At 69.6% G+C, this 17,815-nt stretch carries 1 protein-coding gene; it reads right to left on the reverse strand.

Annotation, left to right across the window (positions count from 1 at the left end; all coding sequences use genetic code 11):
• Nucleotides 1–93: 93 nt before the first annotated feature.
• Nucleotides 94–17,649: an amino acid adenylation domain-containing protein gene (locus IU452_RS03800; protein ID WP_416382266.1), complete on the reverse strand. Its 17,556-nt coding sequence runs from the start codon at nt 17,647–17,649 to the stop codon at nt 94–96.
• Nucleotides 17,650–17,815: the final 166 nt, after the last annotated feature.

Genomic DNA, 17,815 nt, shown 5'->3' on the forward strand with positions numbered 1-17,815 from the left:
GCCGGAAGTGTCGACGAATCAATGTTCACACCTTCGCTATCCGCTCGAATACCAGTTCAGCGCGGGCGGCGCTCGCCCGACCCTACGGTCTGTCTAGTCGTCTGACCAATGCCCGCTGTTACGTGACGCTCGCCCCATCATGCCATCGGCTGTGCGCGCCGACTCGGTGGCCAGCAGGCGTGCCAGCTGCGGGCCGAGTTCGGCGAACGCCTCCGGTGAGGTCATCTGATCGTGGCTCGCGCCGACCGGATGGTCGGCGATATCGCCGTCGATGTGGTCGCGCCAGTTCTGCGCCGCGGCCTCGTGGCCCTGGGCGCTGAAGTAGTCGAGCCGTCCCCGGAACACAGCGGGCCGATACTCGGCGATCAGTTCGGCCGAGCGCACCGCGCTGCGATAGATGCGGCGCACCCGGTCGGGGGTGAGCACGGCCATATCCGCCGGGATCGTGGCATGCAGCGCGGCCACCGCCTCGTCGCTGAGCTCGTGGATGTCGCCGTCGCCGACCAGTGCCTCGGCCCCGATGCCGATCTCGGCCAGGGCTTCGCGGATCGCGGCCCGGAAGTCGGTGACATCGATATCGGGATGGCTGTCGAGCATGGCCAGCAGCGCGACCTGTTCCCCGTCGGCCTGCAGCGCGGTGGCGACGGCATGGGCGAGCACACCACCGAGAGACCAGCCGAGCAGCCGGTAGGGGCTGTGCGGCTGCACCGCACGAATTTCGGCGACGTAGCGGGCGGCCATCTCCTCGAGCGACCCCGGCAGGTAGCCGTCCTCCGACAGCGCGGGCGACTGCAGGCCCACGATGGGCCGGTCCTCGACGTAGCGGGCCAGACCGGAATAGCACCAGGACAGGCCGTACATCGGATGGATGCAGAACAGCGGCTCGCCGTCGCCGTCGGCGCGAATCGGCAGCAGCACCCCGAGCGCGGCATCGGAATCCTGATCGAAATCGTGCTCGGAGGCCAGGGCGGCGAGGATGCGCTGCGACAGCGCCGCGACCGTGGCACCGGTGAAGAACCACTGCACCCGCACCTCGGCGCCGATGACCGCGCGCAACCGGCTGACCGCGCGGGTCGCGATCAGCGAGTTGCCGCCGAGGTCGAAGAAGTCGTCGTTCAGGCCGACGCGGTCGACGCCGAGCACCTCGGTGAACACCTCGGCGACGGTCTGCTCCAGCGGAGTGGACGGGGCGCGGTAGGGGCGGCCGGAGAACTGCGGCACCGGCAGCGCCTTGCGGTCGAGTTTCCCGCTGGCATTGAGCGGCAGCTCGGCCAGCACCACGACCGCGGCCGGAATCATGTAGCCGGGCAGCGACCCTCGTGCACGGTCGAGCAGATCGGCCTCATCGATGGTCGCTCCCGGGTGCGGGACGACATGGGCGACCAGGCGATCACCGGAGTTGCCGCGCACCAGCGAGACCACCGCGTGACGGACCGAATCGTGGTCGGCGAGCACGGCTTCGATCTCGCCGAGCTCGATCCGCTGCCCGCGCAGCTTGACCTGGAAGTCGCTGCGGCCCAGGTATTCCAGCACGCCGTCGCGCCAGCGGACGATATCGCCGGTGCGGTACAGGCGTTCCCCGTTCTGATGCGCCACGAAACGTTCCGCCGTGAGCGCCGGGGCACCGAGATATCCGCGCGCCAATTGCACACCGGCGACATACAGTTCGCCCGGCGCGCCCGGCGGCACCGGCCGCAGCTGCCGATCCAGGACATGCACGCGGGTGTTGGCCACCGGCACACCGATCGGCACCGCACCGGCGACCGCGCCGCGCACCGGATGGTAGGTGACCACCGTCGCCTCGGCCGGGCCGTACCAGTTCACCAGTTCGGCGTGTTCGAGCAGCGCGGCGAACGCCGCCGCGGTGTCACCCGACAGCGCCTCACCCGCCGCGAACACCCGCCGCAGCGACGGGAGGCCCTGGTTCACAGCAGGATTGGCGGCCGGATCGAGGAAGGCATCCAGCATCGAGGGCACGAAATGCACCGTGCTGACCGACTTCTGCTCGATCAGTCGCGACAGGTAGGCCGGGTCGCGGTGGCCGTCGGGTTCGGCGACCACGATCGCGGCACCGGTCTGCAAGGGCCAGAACAGCTCCCAGGTGGAGATGTCGAAGGTGATCGGGGTCTTGTGCAGCACCACGTCGCCGGTGTCGTGCGGATGGATGCGCTGCGCCCACCGGAACTGGTTGGCCATCTGCCGGTGCGTGATCGCCACCCCCTTGGGGCGGCCGGTGGAGCCGGAGGTGTGGATCACGTAGGCGATGGTGTCGGGGCGTACGCGGGCGGGTGCCGTCATTCCGGACCTCGCGAGAGGAGCGAGCGCATCCACCTCGATCACCGTTGTGCCCGTAGCGGTTTCGAAACCGTCGCGGCTGGTCGTCAGCACGCACACCGGCTTCGCGTTGGTGAGGACGAACTCGTTGCGGTCGGTCGGATGGTCCGGATCGACCGGCACGTAGCCGCCGCCCGCGCGCAGGACCGCGTAGATGGCGACGACGAGGTCGATCGAGCGCCGCATCGCCACGGCCACCAGGGCCTCCGGCGCCACGCCGCGGGCGATCAAGGCCTCGGCCAGGGCCCGGGAGCGGGCGTCGAGTTCGCGATAGCTGAGCGTGATGTCGCCGAAGTGCACCGCGGGCGCCTGCGGGGTGCGGGCGACCTGGGCGTCGAACAGCGTCAGCAGGGTGGCGTCGTCGAGCAGCTCCGGAAGATCGGTGGCGTTGTAGGCGGACAGTTCGGCGCGTTCGCCGGCCAGCAGCGCATCCACCTCGGCGACACGGGCCTGCGGGGTGGCTGTGAAGCGCCCGATGAGTGCCGAAAGCCGCTGCGCCAGTGCGTGTGCGGTGTTTTCGTCGAAGACGTCGCGCAGGTACTTCAGCGATACCCGCAGCTGGTTGTCCAGCACCACCATCACGGTCACCGGATAGTGGGTGCCGTTGACCGAGCCCACGCCGGTGACGTGCATGCCGTCGATCGCGCTGGCCCGGTCCAGGCCCTCGCGGTCGACCGGGAAGGATTCGAACACGACCAGGGAGTCGAAAAGGCCCTCCACGCCGACGGTTTCCTGGATATCGCTCAGGCCCAGGTAGTGGTGATCGAGCAGATCCGCCTGTTCGGCCTGCAGCTGACGCAGCAGCCCGGCCAGGGTGTCGGTGGCGTTCAGGCGCACCCGCACGGGAATGGCATTGAGGAACAGGCCCACCATCGTCTCCACCCCCGGCAGCTGCGGCGGACGACCGGAGACCGTGGCGCCGAACACCACGTCGTCGCGGTCGACGCTGCGGCCGATGAGCATGCCCCACGCCGCCTGCACCACGGTGTTCACCGTGACGCCCAGGCGCGACGCCAGCCGGGTCAGCGCGGTGGTGTCGGCCACCGACAGCTCGAAGCCGACTTCGCCCACGCCCGCGGAGATTTCGCGGCCGGGATCGACCGGAGCCAGCGGGGTCGGCTCGTCGATACCGGCCAGCGCGTCCCGCCAGGCGGCGCGCGCGGCCGCCGGATCCTGCGCCACCAGCCAGGCCAGATAGTCGCCGTAGGAGCGGACCTCCGGCAGGTGCCGCGACCGCGGTCCCAGCGCGTACAGGGTGAGCAGATCCTGCATCAGCAGCGGCATGGACCAGCCGTCGATGAGGATGTGGTGGCTGGTCACCAGCAATCGCCAGGCCTCGGGCGCGGTGCGGATCAGCGCGAACCGCAGCAGCGGCGCGGTGCGCATATCGAAGCGGTCGGCGTAGTCGGCGGCCTCGAATCGCGCCGCCTCGGCCCGCGCGACGTCCGGCTCCAGATGGGTGAGATCGATACTGCGCCAGGGCACCTCGACCGGATCGAGGACCACCTGAACCGGATTCCCCTCGGTGTCCTCGGCGAAGGCGACCCGCAGATTGTCGTGGCGATCGAGGACCGCCTGGGCGGCATCGCGCAGTCGCCGCTCGTCCACCGCACCGTTCAGATCGAGGGTGAACTGCGTGGTGTAGACGTCGACCGAGGCGTCGGCGAGCAGGGCGTGGAACAGCATGCCCGACTGCAGCGGCGTCACCGGCCAGGCGTCGGCCAGGGTCGGGTAGGTCCGGTGGAGACGATCGATATCGGCCTGCGACAGCCGCAGCAGCGGGAAGTCGGACGGGGTGAATCCGCCCGCATCCGGATGCGTGCCGTGTTCGGCCAGTCCGCCCAGCGCCCGAACCCAGTGCCCGGCAATCTCTTTCACCTGTTCGACATCGAGAACCGAGGCGGCGTAGTCGAAGCGGGCCAGCAGGCCGTCCTCGGTGGCGTCGACGGTGATGTCCAGCACCAGGTCGGCGGCCGGGGTGTCGGGATAGGCGTGGGCCGGACGCAGGTCGCGGTAGCGCAGTGCGGCCCGGCCGTGTGCCAGCGCCGCCAGGGCGTCGGCGGTGGCCGAATTCAGATAGCGCAGCAGACCGTACCCGACGCCGTGATCGGGCACCGCCCGACGCAGCTCCTTGACCTGGGCGATGGCGCGACCGGCCGCGGGACCGCCGACGAGGGCATCGTCGAGGTCGACGCCGTCGAGGTCGAGCACCAGCGGGAAGGTGGCGGTGAAACCGCCCACGGTGGCATCGGATTCGGGTCCCGCCACGCTCCGGCCGTCGGCGGCCAGCTGCACCACCGGGCCGAGCAGTTCGGCGGCCGAACCCCGCATCGACGGCTCCGACGCCAGCGCGAAGGCCGTGAGGAGGATGTCCTCGATGGTGGCGTGGTAGGCGTCGGCGACCGCGCCCACCGCCGTGGCGCCCTCGGCGGTGATGACCAGCGACACCCGGCCGCGGTGCGTCAGGTCCGCGCCGTCGATCGGTGTTTCGGCGGGGACGCCGGCCAGATGTCGCTGCCACCAGGCCAATTCGGCGACGGTGGCGTCGTCGGCCGCGCGGGCCGCCAACGCCCGGGCCACGCCGACCGGGCCCGCGTCGACCGCGGCCCGCGTGGCATGGCCGCCGGACCACGCCGCCGACAGTTCGTCGACGATGATGCGCCAGGAGGCGTCGTCGACGAGCACGCCGTTGGCGACCACGACGAGGCTGGTCGGGATGTCGTCCGCACCGTCCGGCTCGGTCGGCGCGATGAGGGCGAAGCCGATATTGCGGCCTGCGAACGGGTCGAGTTCGGCGGTCAGGGCGCGCAGCGCGACCTCGGCGGTGTCCGGGGCGGGCACGAACTGCCGCACCAGAGCCCGTGCCGGTTCGTCCGGAATCACCAGGCGCACTTCGGGGTTCGTACCACCGGTCGGCGCAGCCGCGGCGGGCACGGCGCGCTGCGGCACCGATGCGACGGGCAGCAGCCGGGTGCTGGTGTCCGTGACGACGGGCAGGATCTGGGTCTTGGCCTCCGACCAGTCGAGAGAGAAGTCGGAATCGTCATCCACAGCGGTCGCCGAGGGCATGATGACGCCGTCGCCGTTGATCGCGCCCGCCACCGGCAGGAATTGCGTGCGAGCGTCCGCTACGGCAGAGGCGGCGGAGGCCTCGTCCTCTTCGGCGGCATCGCGGAGTCGGCTCACGGCGTTCGGCACCGGCAAGAATTGCGTCGGCGCATGGGCAACCGCGAAATCGTCCTCGTCGGTGCCCGCCGACGCCGTGGTGGAACCACCGTGCACCGGGAGGAACTGGGTGGGAGCGTGCGCAACCGCGAAATCCTCGCTGTCCGGCCCGGTCGCGGTTGCCGCGCCGGCATCGACCCCCGAGCCCTCGCTGCTCGCTACGGTCGCCTTGTCGGCATCCGCGGGCACCTCGACGGTTTCCAGATGGGCCGACAGCATCGGGTGGCGGTCGAGCACCGACTGGACGGCCGCACGCACTCGATCCGGTGCGCAGTCGCTCGGGATGTCGAGGGCGATGGCTCGGATGTCGCGAGCGGATGGGTCGATGCACAGCAGACGGGCGGCCATCGGGGGCAGCGGCAACGGTCCCGCGGGGACCTGTTCGGCCGGTGCCGTCTCCACCGTCGCGGCGCGGGCCAGCGCCTCGACCGTGCGGGATTCGAAGACGTCGCGCGGGGTGAAGTGCACGCCGCGTGCCCGGGCCCGCGACACCACCTGGATGGACACGATGCTGTCGCCACCCAGCGCGAAGAAGTCGTCGTCCAGGCCGACCCGGTCGATGCCGAGCACCTCGCCGATGACCTCGGCGACGGTCTGTTCGGCCGCGGACTGCGGCGCCCGGTAGTCCTTCGTCTCCAGCACCGGTGCGGGCAGCGCCTTGCGATCGAGCTTGCCGACCGGGGTCAGCGGGATCTCCTCCAGCACGACGATCGCGGTGGGCACCATGTATTCCGGCAGCGTGCGGGCCAATTCCGCGGTGAGCGCGGCGGTATCGAGCGTCGCGCCCGCGGCCGGACGCACATACGACACCAGAATCGTTGCGCCCGTGTCGGTGTCCCGGCCGACGGTGACGGCGAAGTCCACCCCCGGCTGCGCGGTGAGCGCGCTGTCGATCTCGCCCAGTTCGATCCGGAACCCGCGCACCTTGACCTGGAAGTCGTTGCGGCCCACATACTCCACGACTGCCTCGCCGCGCCGCCAGCGCACCACGTCGCCGGTCCGGTACAACCGCTCCCCCGGCTCGCCGTAAGGATCGGCGACGAACCGGGCCGCGGTGAGGCCGGGGCGGTCGTGGTAGCCGCGGGCCAGCTGGATGCCGCCCAGATACAGTTCGCCCGCGACGCCTTCGGGCACCGGCCGCAGCCGCGCATCCAGGATCAGCGCCCGCATACCGCGGATCGGGCCGCCGATGGTGACCGCGTCGCCCGGCGTCAGCGGATCGCTGATATTGGTCATGATGGTGGTCTCGGTCGGGCCGTACCCGTTGTGGAAGCGGCGCCCCGAACCGTCTTGCGCGCCACCCCATTTCGCGACCAGGTCGGCGGGGACGGCTTCGCCGCCGGCGACGATCACCTGCATGTCGATGAGCGCATCCGGGTCGAGCGAGGCCAGCACCGACGGGGTGATGAAGGCGTGGGTGGCGCCCTCGCGCCGGATCAGATCCGACAGTTCCTCGCCGCCGAAGGTGCGCGGCGGCACCAGCACCAGCGTGCCGCCCGCGCCGATGGCGAGCAGCAGCTCCAGCATCGAGGCGTCGAACGACGGGGAGGCGAAGGCCAGCGCCCGCGACGTGTGGTCGAGGCGATAGCGTTCGACCTGTTCGGCGCTGAAGTTGGCCAGACCGGCGTGGGTGACCACGACGCCCTTGGGCAGTCCGGTGGAGCCGGAGGTGTAGATGACGTAGGCGGCGTTGGCGGGCCGCAGCACGCCGAGGCGTTCGTCGTCGGAAATCGGTTCGCCCGACAGCGCGTCGACGTCGTAGGCGAATTCCGGTGTGTCGAGCACGATCCAGCCGCCGGACACCTCGGGCAGGTCCGCGACCACCGAGCGGAGCGTCACGCCCAGCGATGCCCGCGAATCGGCGACCATGTGGGCGATGCGGTCGGCCGGATAGGTCGGATCGACCGGTACGAATGCGGCACCGGCCTTGGTGACCGACCACAGCGTGACGACCGCCTCGATCGAGCGCGGAATGGCCACGGCCACCAGCACATCCGGTCCGGCGCCGAGTTCGATGAGCCGGCGGGCCAGTTTCGAGGAGGCGAGGTCGAGCTGGGTGTAGGTGTAGCTGCGGCCGTTGATGACCACGGCCGGGCCGTCCGGATTGGCGGCCACCGCGTCGGCCATCAGCTCCGGCAGGGTGCGCGGCGGCGCCGCGGGGGCGCCGGTCCGGTGCACCAGGTCGGCGCGCTCGGAGTCGTCGAGAATCTCCAGGTCACCGACCGCGGTGGTGGGGGCGGCGGCGACAGCGGCCAGGAGGCGACGGAACTGGAGACTCAGGCGCTCGACGGTGGACGCGTCGAAAAGATCTCGGGCGTAGGTGAATTCGGCCGCCAACCCGGCTTCCGCACCGTCGGCGGTGCGCTGTTCGCGCATGGTCAGCAGCAGATCGAATTTGGCGGTGTCGGCGGCCGGGTCGAGGGCGGTGAAGCTCAGACCCGGCAGTTCGAAGCTGGTGGCGGCCAGATTCTCGAACGACAGCGCCACCTGGAACAGCGGATGCCGCGCGGCCGAACGTTCTGGATCCAGCGCCTCCACCAGCCGTTCGAACGGGATGTCGGCGTGGGCGAAGGCGCGCAGATCGGTTTCCCGATTGGCGGCCAGCAGCTCGGTGAACGACAGCCCGGCCTCGACGCGGCTGCGCAGCACCAGGGTGTTGACGAACATGCCGATCAGATCGTCGAGTTCGGCCTCGCCGCGGCCCGCGATCGGGGTGCCGATCGCGATGTCGTCGGTGCCCGACATGCGCGCCAGGAATACCGCCAGGGCGGTGTGCACGACCATGAACAGCGTCGCGTTGTTACGGCGGGCGAGTTCGGCCAGGGCGCCGTGCACCTCGGCGTCGACCACGAAGTCGGTCTTGCCGCCGGCGAAGGATTGCGCGAGCGGGCGCGGGCGGTCGGCAGGCAGCGTGATCTCGTCGGGTAGGTCGGCGAGTTCGGTTGTCCAGTAGGACAACTGGGCCCCGGCGATCGAGGACGGATCGTTCTCGTCGCCGAGGACCTCCCGCTGCCACAGCGCGTAATCCGCATACTGCAGCGGTAGCGGCGCCCAGGCCGGTGCCACACCGCCGGAGCGGGCGACATAGGCGAGCATCAGATCGCGGGTCAGCGGACCCATCGACCAGCCGTCTGCGGCGATGTGATGGGCGACGAAGACCAGCACGAATTCGGTGGCGCCGAGCTGGAACAGGCGAATCCGGAACGGGATCTCGGTGGTGACGTCGAAGCCGGTGGCGACCAGGCGGCCGACCTCGTGGGCGACGCGTTCCTCTCCGATCGCGGTGGGCGCCAGGTCGATCGGGACCTCGGCGGGCGACAACACCTGCTGCACCGGGCCTTCGGCCGTCTCGGGATAGATCGTGCGCAGGATCTCGTGCCGGGCAACGAGATCGGCGACGGCCTCGTGCAGGGCGGACACGTCGAGGGTGCCCGACAGCCGGATGGCGGCCGGGATGTTGTAGACCGCTGCGGCCGTATCGAATTGGTTGAGGAACCACATCCGCTGCTGCGCGAACGACAGCGGGATGCGCTCCGGACGCGGGCCCGCGGTCAGCGGGGTCCGGGTGCGTTCGTCGCTACCGCGTTCGACCTTCACCGCGAGCGCCGCCACGGTCGGCGCCTCGAACAGCGTGCGCACGCCGACGCGGGTGTCCATGGCCGCACCGATGCGGGCGGCGACCTGCGTCGCCAGCAACGAGTTACCGCCGAGGGCGAAGAAATCGTCGTCCGCACCCACCCGGTCCACACCCAGGACCTCGGCAAAGGTGTTCGCGACGATCTCCTCGACGGGTGTCGAAGGGGCTCGGAACGCCGTCGACTCGAATTCCGGCTCCGGCAACGCCTTCCGGTCCAGCTTGCCGTTGACATTCAACGGCAGCGCCTCGAGGACGACAAAGGACGACGGGACCATATAGGACGGCAACGCCTGCGCCAGAGCCGACTTCACGCGGGGAACATCGAGATCGACGGTGGCGGGGACGAGATAGGCGACCAGACGATCACCCGTGCGGGCGTCCCGCTTGGCCAAGACCGCTACCTGAGCGACCCCCGGCAGCGCGAGCAGGGCGGACTCGATTTCACCGAGTTCGATGCGGAAACCGCGGATCTTCACCTGGAAGTCGGTGCGGCCGCGGTATTCCAATTCGCCGTCGGCGGTCCACGCGGCCAGGTCGCCGGTGCGGTACATGCGCTGGCCGGGGGCGAAGGGGTTTGCCACGAAACGGTCGGCGGTCAGGTCCGGGCGGGCGAAGTAGCCGCGGGCCAATTGGGTGCCTGCTAGATACAGTTCGCCCGGAACGCCGTCGGGGACCGGGTGGAGGCGGGAATCCAGGACGTAGGCCTGGCTGTTCCACTCCGGGCTGCCGATCGGCACCGAGACCTGGTCGGCGTCGGTCACCTCATGGGAGGTGATGGATACCGCGGCCTCGGTGGGGCCGTACAGGTTGAACAGCGCCACCTTCGGGTGAGTGGTGCGGAAACGGTGGGCCAGCGCACCGGGGAGCGCCTCGCCGATGGCCAGCACTCGGCGGAGCGCGGCGAGACCGGATTCGGCCGGTTTCGAGGGGTCGACCGCCAGGAGCGCATCCAGCATCGACGGCACCACATGCAGGGTGGTCACGGCCTCGCGGGCCATGAGGGTATTGAGATACACCGGATCTCGATGGCCGTCGGCGGTGGCGATGACCAAGCGGCCGCCGCAGACGGCGGCGGACCAGAATTCCCAGACCGACAGGTCGAAGGTGGCCGCGGTCTTCAACAAGGTGGAATCGGATGAGGTCAGCCCGAATTCGGCCGTCTTCCAGAGCAGCTGGTTGACGATCGCGGTGTGCGGTACGGCCACGCCCTTGGGGCGGCCGGTCGATCCCGACGTGAAGATCACGTAGGCGGTATTCGAATCACGCAGCGGCGCCGCACGTTCCGTGTCGTGCACCGGATCGGCCGGGTAGTCCGAAAGATCCAGTGCATCGATCCGCACCACCGAGGCGGCCGGGCCGAACATCGACTCGGCGACGGCCCGCTTCCGGGGGCCGAGGGAGTTCCCGGTCGAATCGGCCAGCGTGGGAATCGAGTCCCGACGTCCGCGCCAGTCCAGCGTCCCGGTTTCGGCGTTCACCAAGGTGACGGAGACAGCCGAGGTGACACTGTCGGAGGAAGCCGAGGTTCCGGATGCCGTCGAGGCGGTCGGGGCGTCGGCGATGTCCGAGGTTGTCAGCACGCACACCGGGTCGGCAGTGTCGAGGATGTAGCGGGTTCGTTCGGCGGGCTGATCGGGATCGAGCGGCACATACGCGCCACCGGCCTTCGCCACCGCGTACATGGCGACGACGAGCTCCGCCGACCGCCGCAGGGCCAGCGCCACCCGCGACTCGGGGCCGACACCGAGCGAAATCAGGTGGCGGGCAAGGCGATTGACCCGGGCATCGAGTTCGGCGTAGGTGAGTTCGAGGCGCCCGCTCTCGCTGTCGGGCAGGTCGGCGACCAGGGCCACCGCGTCGGGTGTCGAGGCGACCGTCCGGTCCAGCAGGGTCACCAGGGTCGCGGTGTCGTCGACCGGGTGCGCGGTGTCGTTGCGGTCGAGGATCGCCCGCTGGCGCTCGTCGGCGGCGAGGATGTCGATATCGCCGACCGCCGTGGTGGCGTCGGTGACCACCGCGGCGAGCAAGTGCGACAGCCGTTCCGCGAAACCTTCCACCGTGGCGGCGTCGAAAAGGTCGGTGGCATAGGTGAAGAATCCACCGATGCCCGCAGCACCGCCGTCCTCGGCATAGGCATCGGCGACGATCAGATGCAGATCGAACTGCGACACATCCAGATCAGCATCCACACCGGCCACGCTCAGCCCCGGCAACTCCAGCGCGGTACGAGCCAGATTCTGGAACGACAAGCCCACCTGGAACAACGGATGATGCGCCGTCGACCGCGGCGGATTCAACACCTCCACCAAACGCTCGAACGGAACATCCGCATGCGCAAACGCCCGCAGATCCGTCTCCCGCTGCCGCACCAGCAGATCCGCGAACGACTCCCCACGATCCAGCCGCGTACGGAACACCACCGTATTCACGAACATGCCGATCAAATCATCGAGCTCGGCCTCGCCCCGGCCCGCCACAGGCGTACCGATCGCAATGTCATCGGACCCCGACAACCGCGCCAACAACACCGCAAGCGCGGTGTGCACCACCATGAACACCGTGGCACCATGCGCATGCGCGAGTTCCACCAGCCCCGCGTGAGTCTCGGCATCGATGTCGATGCCCACGCGCGCACCGGCGAGTGAGGCGACAGGTGGCCGCGGCCGATCGGTGGGCAACTCGAGCAGGTCGGGAAGATCGGCCAACTCCTGCCGCCAATACGCGATCTGCTGGGCCGCAATGGAATCCGGATCGGATTCGTCGCCCAGGACGGCCCGCTGCCACAGCGCGTAATCGGCATACTGCACGCGCAGCGGTTCCCACCCGGGGGCATTGCCGGATGTCCGCGCCGCGTACGCGGTCATCACATCGCGCACCAGCGGCCCCATCGACGACCCGTCGGCGGCAATGTGGTGGACCACAACGGCGAGCACGTACTCGCGGCGGGAACCCGGTGCCAGATCCGAGATCTGGAACAGCCGCACCCGCAGCGGCACCTCGGCCGTCACATCGAACGGTGTCGCGGCCAGCTCGTAGACCGCCGACGCCACCCGATCCGAGGCGATCGGTTCAGGCGCGACTCCCAGCCGGGTGTCGGCCGGTAGCACCACCTGCACCGGCCCGTCCGCGGTTTCCGGATAGATCGTGCGCAGGACCTCGTGCCGGGCGACCACGTCGTCGAGCGCGTCGGACAGCGATTCCACGTCCAGGCTGCCGGTGAGGCGCAGCGCAAACGGCAGGTTGTAGGCGGCCGATCCGGGCGTGTGCGTGCCGTCGGCCTGGTCGAAGCGGTTGAGGAACCACATCCGCTGCTGCGCCAGCGACAGCGGCAGCCGCTCCGGCCGCACGAGGGCGCCGAGCTCGACCGACGGCGCGGCGTGCACCTCGGATTCCACGGCCGCGGCCAGCCCGCTCACCGTCGGTGTCTCGAACAGCGCCCGCACCGGCACGCGACCGCCGAGGGCCGCACCCAGCCGCGCCACCACCTGCGTGGCGACCAGTGAATTACCGCCGAGGGCGAAGAAGTCGTCGTCGGCGCCGACGCGGTCCAGGCCGAGCACCTCGCCGAAGATCTCGGCCACGATCTCCTCGACCGGTGTTGCGGGAGCGCGGAATTCGCGGCTGGCGAAGGTCGGCTCGGGCAGTGCCTTGCGGTCGAGCTTGCCGCTGGCATTGAGCGGAAAGGCGTCCAGGACCACAATGGTGGCCGGAACCATATAGGCCGGAAGGGTATTCGACACCGCGACACGCAGCCGGTCGGTATCGATCTGCTTGCCCGGCGCCGCAACGACGTAGGCGACCAGCTGGTCACCCAGCGACGAGGACGCCACCAGCGCCACGGCCTGGCTGACCACGGGTTGCGCCAGCAGCGCGGTCTCGATCTCCCCCAGCTCGATTCGCTGACCGCGGAACTTCACCTGGAAATCGGTGCGGCCGAGGTAATCCAGGCGGGCGGGCAGATCACCGGCGGCGGCACGCCAGACCACCAGATCACCCGTGCGATACATGCGGGTGCCGTCCCCGAAGGGGTTGGCCACGAACCGATCCGCCGTCAGATCCGGCCGCCGCACATATCCGCGCGCCAGCTGATCACCGGCCAGATACAGCTCCCCCGGGACACCGGCGGGCACCGGCCGCAGGCGGCCGTCCAGCACATACACCTGGGTGTTCCACTGCGGCAGGCCGATCGGCACGGTCGGCCGGTCCTCGCCCCATGCGGGCCAGTAGGTCACCGACACCGCGGCCTCGGTCGGCCCGTACAGGTTGTGGACCCGGGCGGGCGACACGCGATGGAAGGCGTCGACGGTCTCCGGCGGCAGCGCCTCGCCGATCACCAGCACGTCCTGCAGGGTCGGGCAGGCGCCCGGTGCGGTGTGTGCGGCGAAGATGGTGAGCATGGACGGCACGAAATCGGTGACCGTTACACCCTGCGCCGCAATGGTTTCCGCGACGTAGATCGGATCCCGGTGGCCGTCGTGCGTGGCCACGACCAGCTTCGCACCGGTCCGCAACGGCATGAAGTACCCCCACAGCGACACATCGAACGTCGTCGCGGTCTTCTGCAGGTACACATCACCCGTGCCCAGCGGGTAGGCGGCCAACATCCAGGTGATCTGGTTGTGAATGGCCGCATGCGAAACGGCCACGCCCTTGGGGCGCCCGGTCGAGCCGGAGGTGAAGATGACGTAGGCGGGATGCTCGGGCCGCAGCGGGCTCCGCAGTTCCGCGGGCCGGATGGGGCTGGGATCGAAGCCGCCGAGGTCCATGGTGTCCAGCCGCAGCACCGGCGTGCCGTACGGCAGCGCAACCGAATCGGCGACCGTGCTGACCACGACGATCGGGCGGGCGGTGTCGAGGATGTGGGCAATGCGCTCGACCGGATGATCCGGATCCAACGGCACATACGCCCCACCCGCCGCAACGATCGCGTACATGCCGACCACCAGATCCAGCGACCGCCGAATCGCCAGGCCCACCAGGGTCTCCGGACCGACGTCCCGCGAAATCAGCAGCCTGGCCAGCTGGTTCACTCGGGCGTCGAACTCGGCGTAGGTGAGGGTTTCGCCCTCGTAGGCGATCGCGACCGCGTCCGGGTACTGGTCGACCGCGCGCCGGTACCCGTCGAGCAGCAGCTCCGGCTCGACCGGATAGCCGGTGTCGTTCCAGTCGTAGAGGATCTGTACGCGCTCGTCGGGACGCAGCAGGTCGATATCGCCCACCGGGAGGGCGGGCTCGGCGGTGACGGCCTCGAGCATGCGCACCAGCCGGTCGGCGAAGCCCGCGATCGTGACCTCATCGAAAAGATCGACCGCATACGTGAACAACGCCGAGAAACCCCCCGGCACACCGCCGTCCTCCCGCGGCACCACCGTCAACTGCAGATCGAACTTCGCAACAGCACCATCGAACTCCACAGCCGAAGCAGTCAATCCGGGCAGTTCCAGCCGCGGCCTATCCATGTTCTGGAAGAACAACGCCACCTGAAACAACGGATGATGCGCCTGCGACCGCACCGGATCCAACACCTCGACCAACCGCTCGAACGGCAACTCCGCATGCGAAAACGCCGCCAGATCGGCCTCTTTCACCTGGGTGAGCAGATCGGTGAACGATTGGCCCGAGTCGATTCGTGTCCGCAACACCAGCGTGTTGACGAACATGCCGATGAGCCCGTCCAATTCACGCTCGCCGCGTCCGGCCACGGGAGTGCCGATGGCGATATCGTCGGTCCCCGACAACCTCGCCAGCAGTGCCGCGAAAGCAGCATGCACCACCATGAACAGCGACCCACCCGCGCGCTGCGCGAGATCCTCGAGCCTGCCGTGCAACTCGGCATCGACCGAGAAGGCGTACTCGGCACCGTGTCCGGACGCCACCGCGGGCCGCGGCCGATCGGCCGGAAGATCCAGCCGGTCCGGGATGCCCTCCAAAGCCGCACGCCAATAAGCGATTTGCGCCGCCGCCACCGATTGCGGGTCCGACTCGTCACCGAGCACCACCCGCTGCCACAGCGCGTAGTCGGCGTACTGCACCGGCAGCGGCGCCCACGCGGGCATGGCCCCGTTGCGGCGAGCCAGGAAGGCCACCAGCAGATCTCGCATGAACGGCGCGACCGAGGCGCCGTCGGCGGCGATATGGTGCACCACGACGGCGATCACGTGGTCGTCGGGCGCCAGCTCGGCCACACCGATCCGCAGCGGGATCTCGGCGGCCACATCGAATCCGTCGAGGGCGTACTCGGTCAGCCAGCCCTCGATCTCGTCCTCGGTCATCGGCTGCGGCGACAGGTCCGGGATCGCCTGCTCCACAGGCAGAATCACCTGGTAACCGGTGCCGTCCACCGCCGGGTAGACGGTGCGCAGGGTCTCGTGCCGTTCGATCACGTCCACGATCGCCGCGGCGAGCGCGTCGACGTCGAGATAGCCGGTGAGCCGGATGGCGAACGGAATATTGTTCGCCGCCGAGGCCGGATCGAACTGGTTGAGGAACCACATCCGCTGCTGGGCCAGCGACAGCGGGATGTGCTCGGGCCGCGGCATCGGCGCGAGCGGCAATCGGCCGCCCTCGCCCTTGACCGGTTCCAGCCGTTCGGCCAGCGCGGCCACGGTGGGTGCCTCGAACAACAGCCGCGCCGGCACTCGGGCGGAGATCAGCGCGCCCAGCCGCGCCGCGACCTGGGTCGCGATCAGCGAGTTGCCGCCCAGTTCGAAGAAGTCGTCGTCGGCGCCGACCGGTGTCGGCGGCTCGAGCAGTTCGGTGAAGACGCCCGCCACCAGCTCTTCCAGCGGGCCGGACGGGGCGCGGAATTGCCTGCCCTGCAGGATCGGGGCGGGCAGGGCGACGCGGTCCAGCTTCCCGACGGGGGTCAGCGGGATCTCGTCGAGCACCATGATGGTGGTCGGCACCATGTGCGCGGGCAGGCTCTGTTCGGCCGCCGCGGTGAGTTCCGCGGTGTCGACGACCGCGCCGGGCGCGGCGTGCACGTAGGAGACGAGAATCGTGGCGCCGGTGTCGAGGGCGTGACCGACGGTGACCGCGAAATCGACGGACTCGTGCGCGGCCAGCACCGCGTCGATCTCACCCAGCTCGATCCGGAAACCCCGGATCTTCACCTGGAAATCGTTGCGGCCCAGATATTCCAGGTCGCCGTCCGCCGTCAGGCGCACCAGGTCGCCGGTGCGGTACAGACGAGAGCCACCCGCCGACGCATCCCCGAAGGGGTTGGCGACGAAACGGGACGCGGTCAGCGATGGCCGCGCGTGGTAGCCCCGCGCCACCTGTGCGCCGCTGATGTACAGCTCACCGACGGCCCCGGTGGGCACCGGGGCGAGCCGCTCGTCGAGGACGTATTCGGTGATGGCGCGGATCGGCGGGCCGATGGTGACCGGTTGCCCCGGCACCAGCGGCGCGCTGATATTGGTCATGATCGTGGTCTCGGTCGGACCGTAACCGTTGTAGAACTCACGGGTACCCGTCGCGACCGGAATCACCCAGCGGCGCACCAACTCCGGCGGGCAGGCTTCACCACCGGCCACCACCACACGCAGCTCGTCCAGGCCGGTCGGATCCACCGACGCCAAGGCGGCAGGAGTGATGAACGCGTGGGTGACACCTTCGCGGGCCAGCAGAGCCGCCAACTCGTCGCCGCCGAACACTGTCGGCGCGGCCACCACCATGGTCGCCGCCCCGCCGATCGCCAACAACAACTCCAGCACCGACGCGTCGAACGACGGCGACGCGAAATGCAAAGTCCGCGACTGACCGTCGACCCGATACCGCTCCCGCTGCTCATCGCAGAAGCTCGACAACCCGGCCTGCGTGACCACGACGCCCTTGGGCTTACCGGTCGACCCCGAGGTGTAGATGACATACGCCGGATGCTCGGCACGCAACGGCCGCAACCGATCCGCGTAGGTGACCGGATCGGCCGGGAATTCCTCCAGCCTGCGGGTGAATTCGGCGGTGTCGAGGGGCAGCCACTCGACCTCGTCGGGCAGGTCGGCGCGCACCTCGGCCACCGTCAGGCCCACCACCGCGCGGGCATCGGCCACCATGTGCGCGACCCGCTCGGCGGGGTAGTTCGGATCCACGGGCACGAATCCCGCACCGGTCTTCGCGACCGCCCACACCGCGACCACCGAATCCAGTGACCTGGGGATACCGATGGCGACGAGGTCCTCCGGACCGATTCCGCGATCGATCAGCAACCGCGCCAGCCGGGTTGATCGTTCATCCAATTCGGCATAGGTCAGCTCGGCCAGCGTGGCCGTGGCGTCGGCGAAGACGACGGCGATACCGCTCGGATCGGCCTCCACCGCGGTGGCCATGAGCTGCGGCAGAGTCGTGACGCGCGGTCGGCGGGTACGGGTCGGTCGTACTCGTGCCGGGCGGGTCATACCGTCTTCACTTCCGGAGTCGCGTACCGCCCGACCACCCGCACCACGTGTCCTCACCCTGCCTGTTGTCGCATTTCCCGCGCTGTAGCAGCGCCACCCTAGGTCAATCGAGCACGGCTGCCTAGCGTGTTACGGCCGTGCGAACATTCCGGTGCGGAGGGCCTGCCGCTCCGGAACGAGACCATTGTCCGGTACGGAAGCCGACCCGTCACACCGTGGGTGC

This window comes from Nocardia transvalensis (assembly GCF_015477765.1).
Classification (GTDB): Bacteria; Actinomycetota; Actinomycetes; order Mycobacteriales; family Mycobacteriaceae; genus Nocardia; species Nocardia transvalensis_A.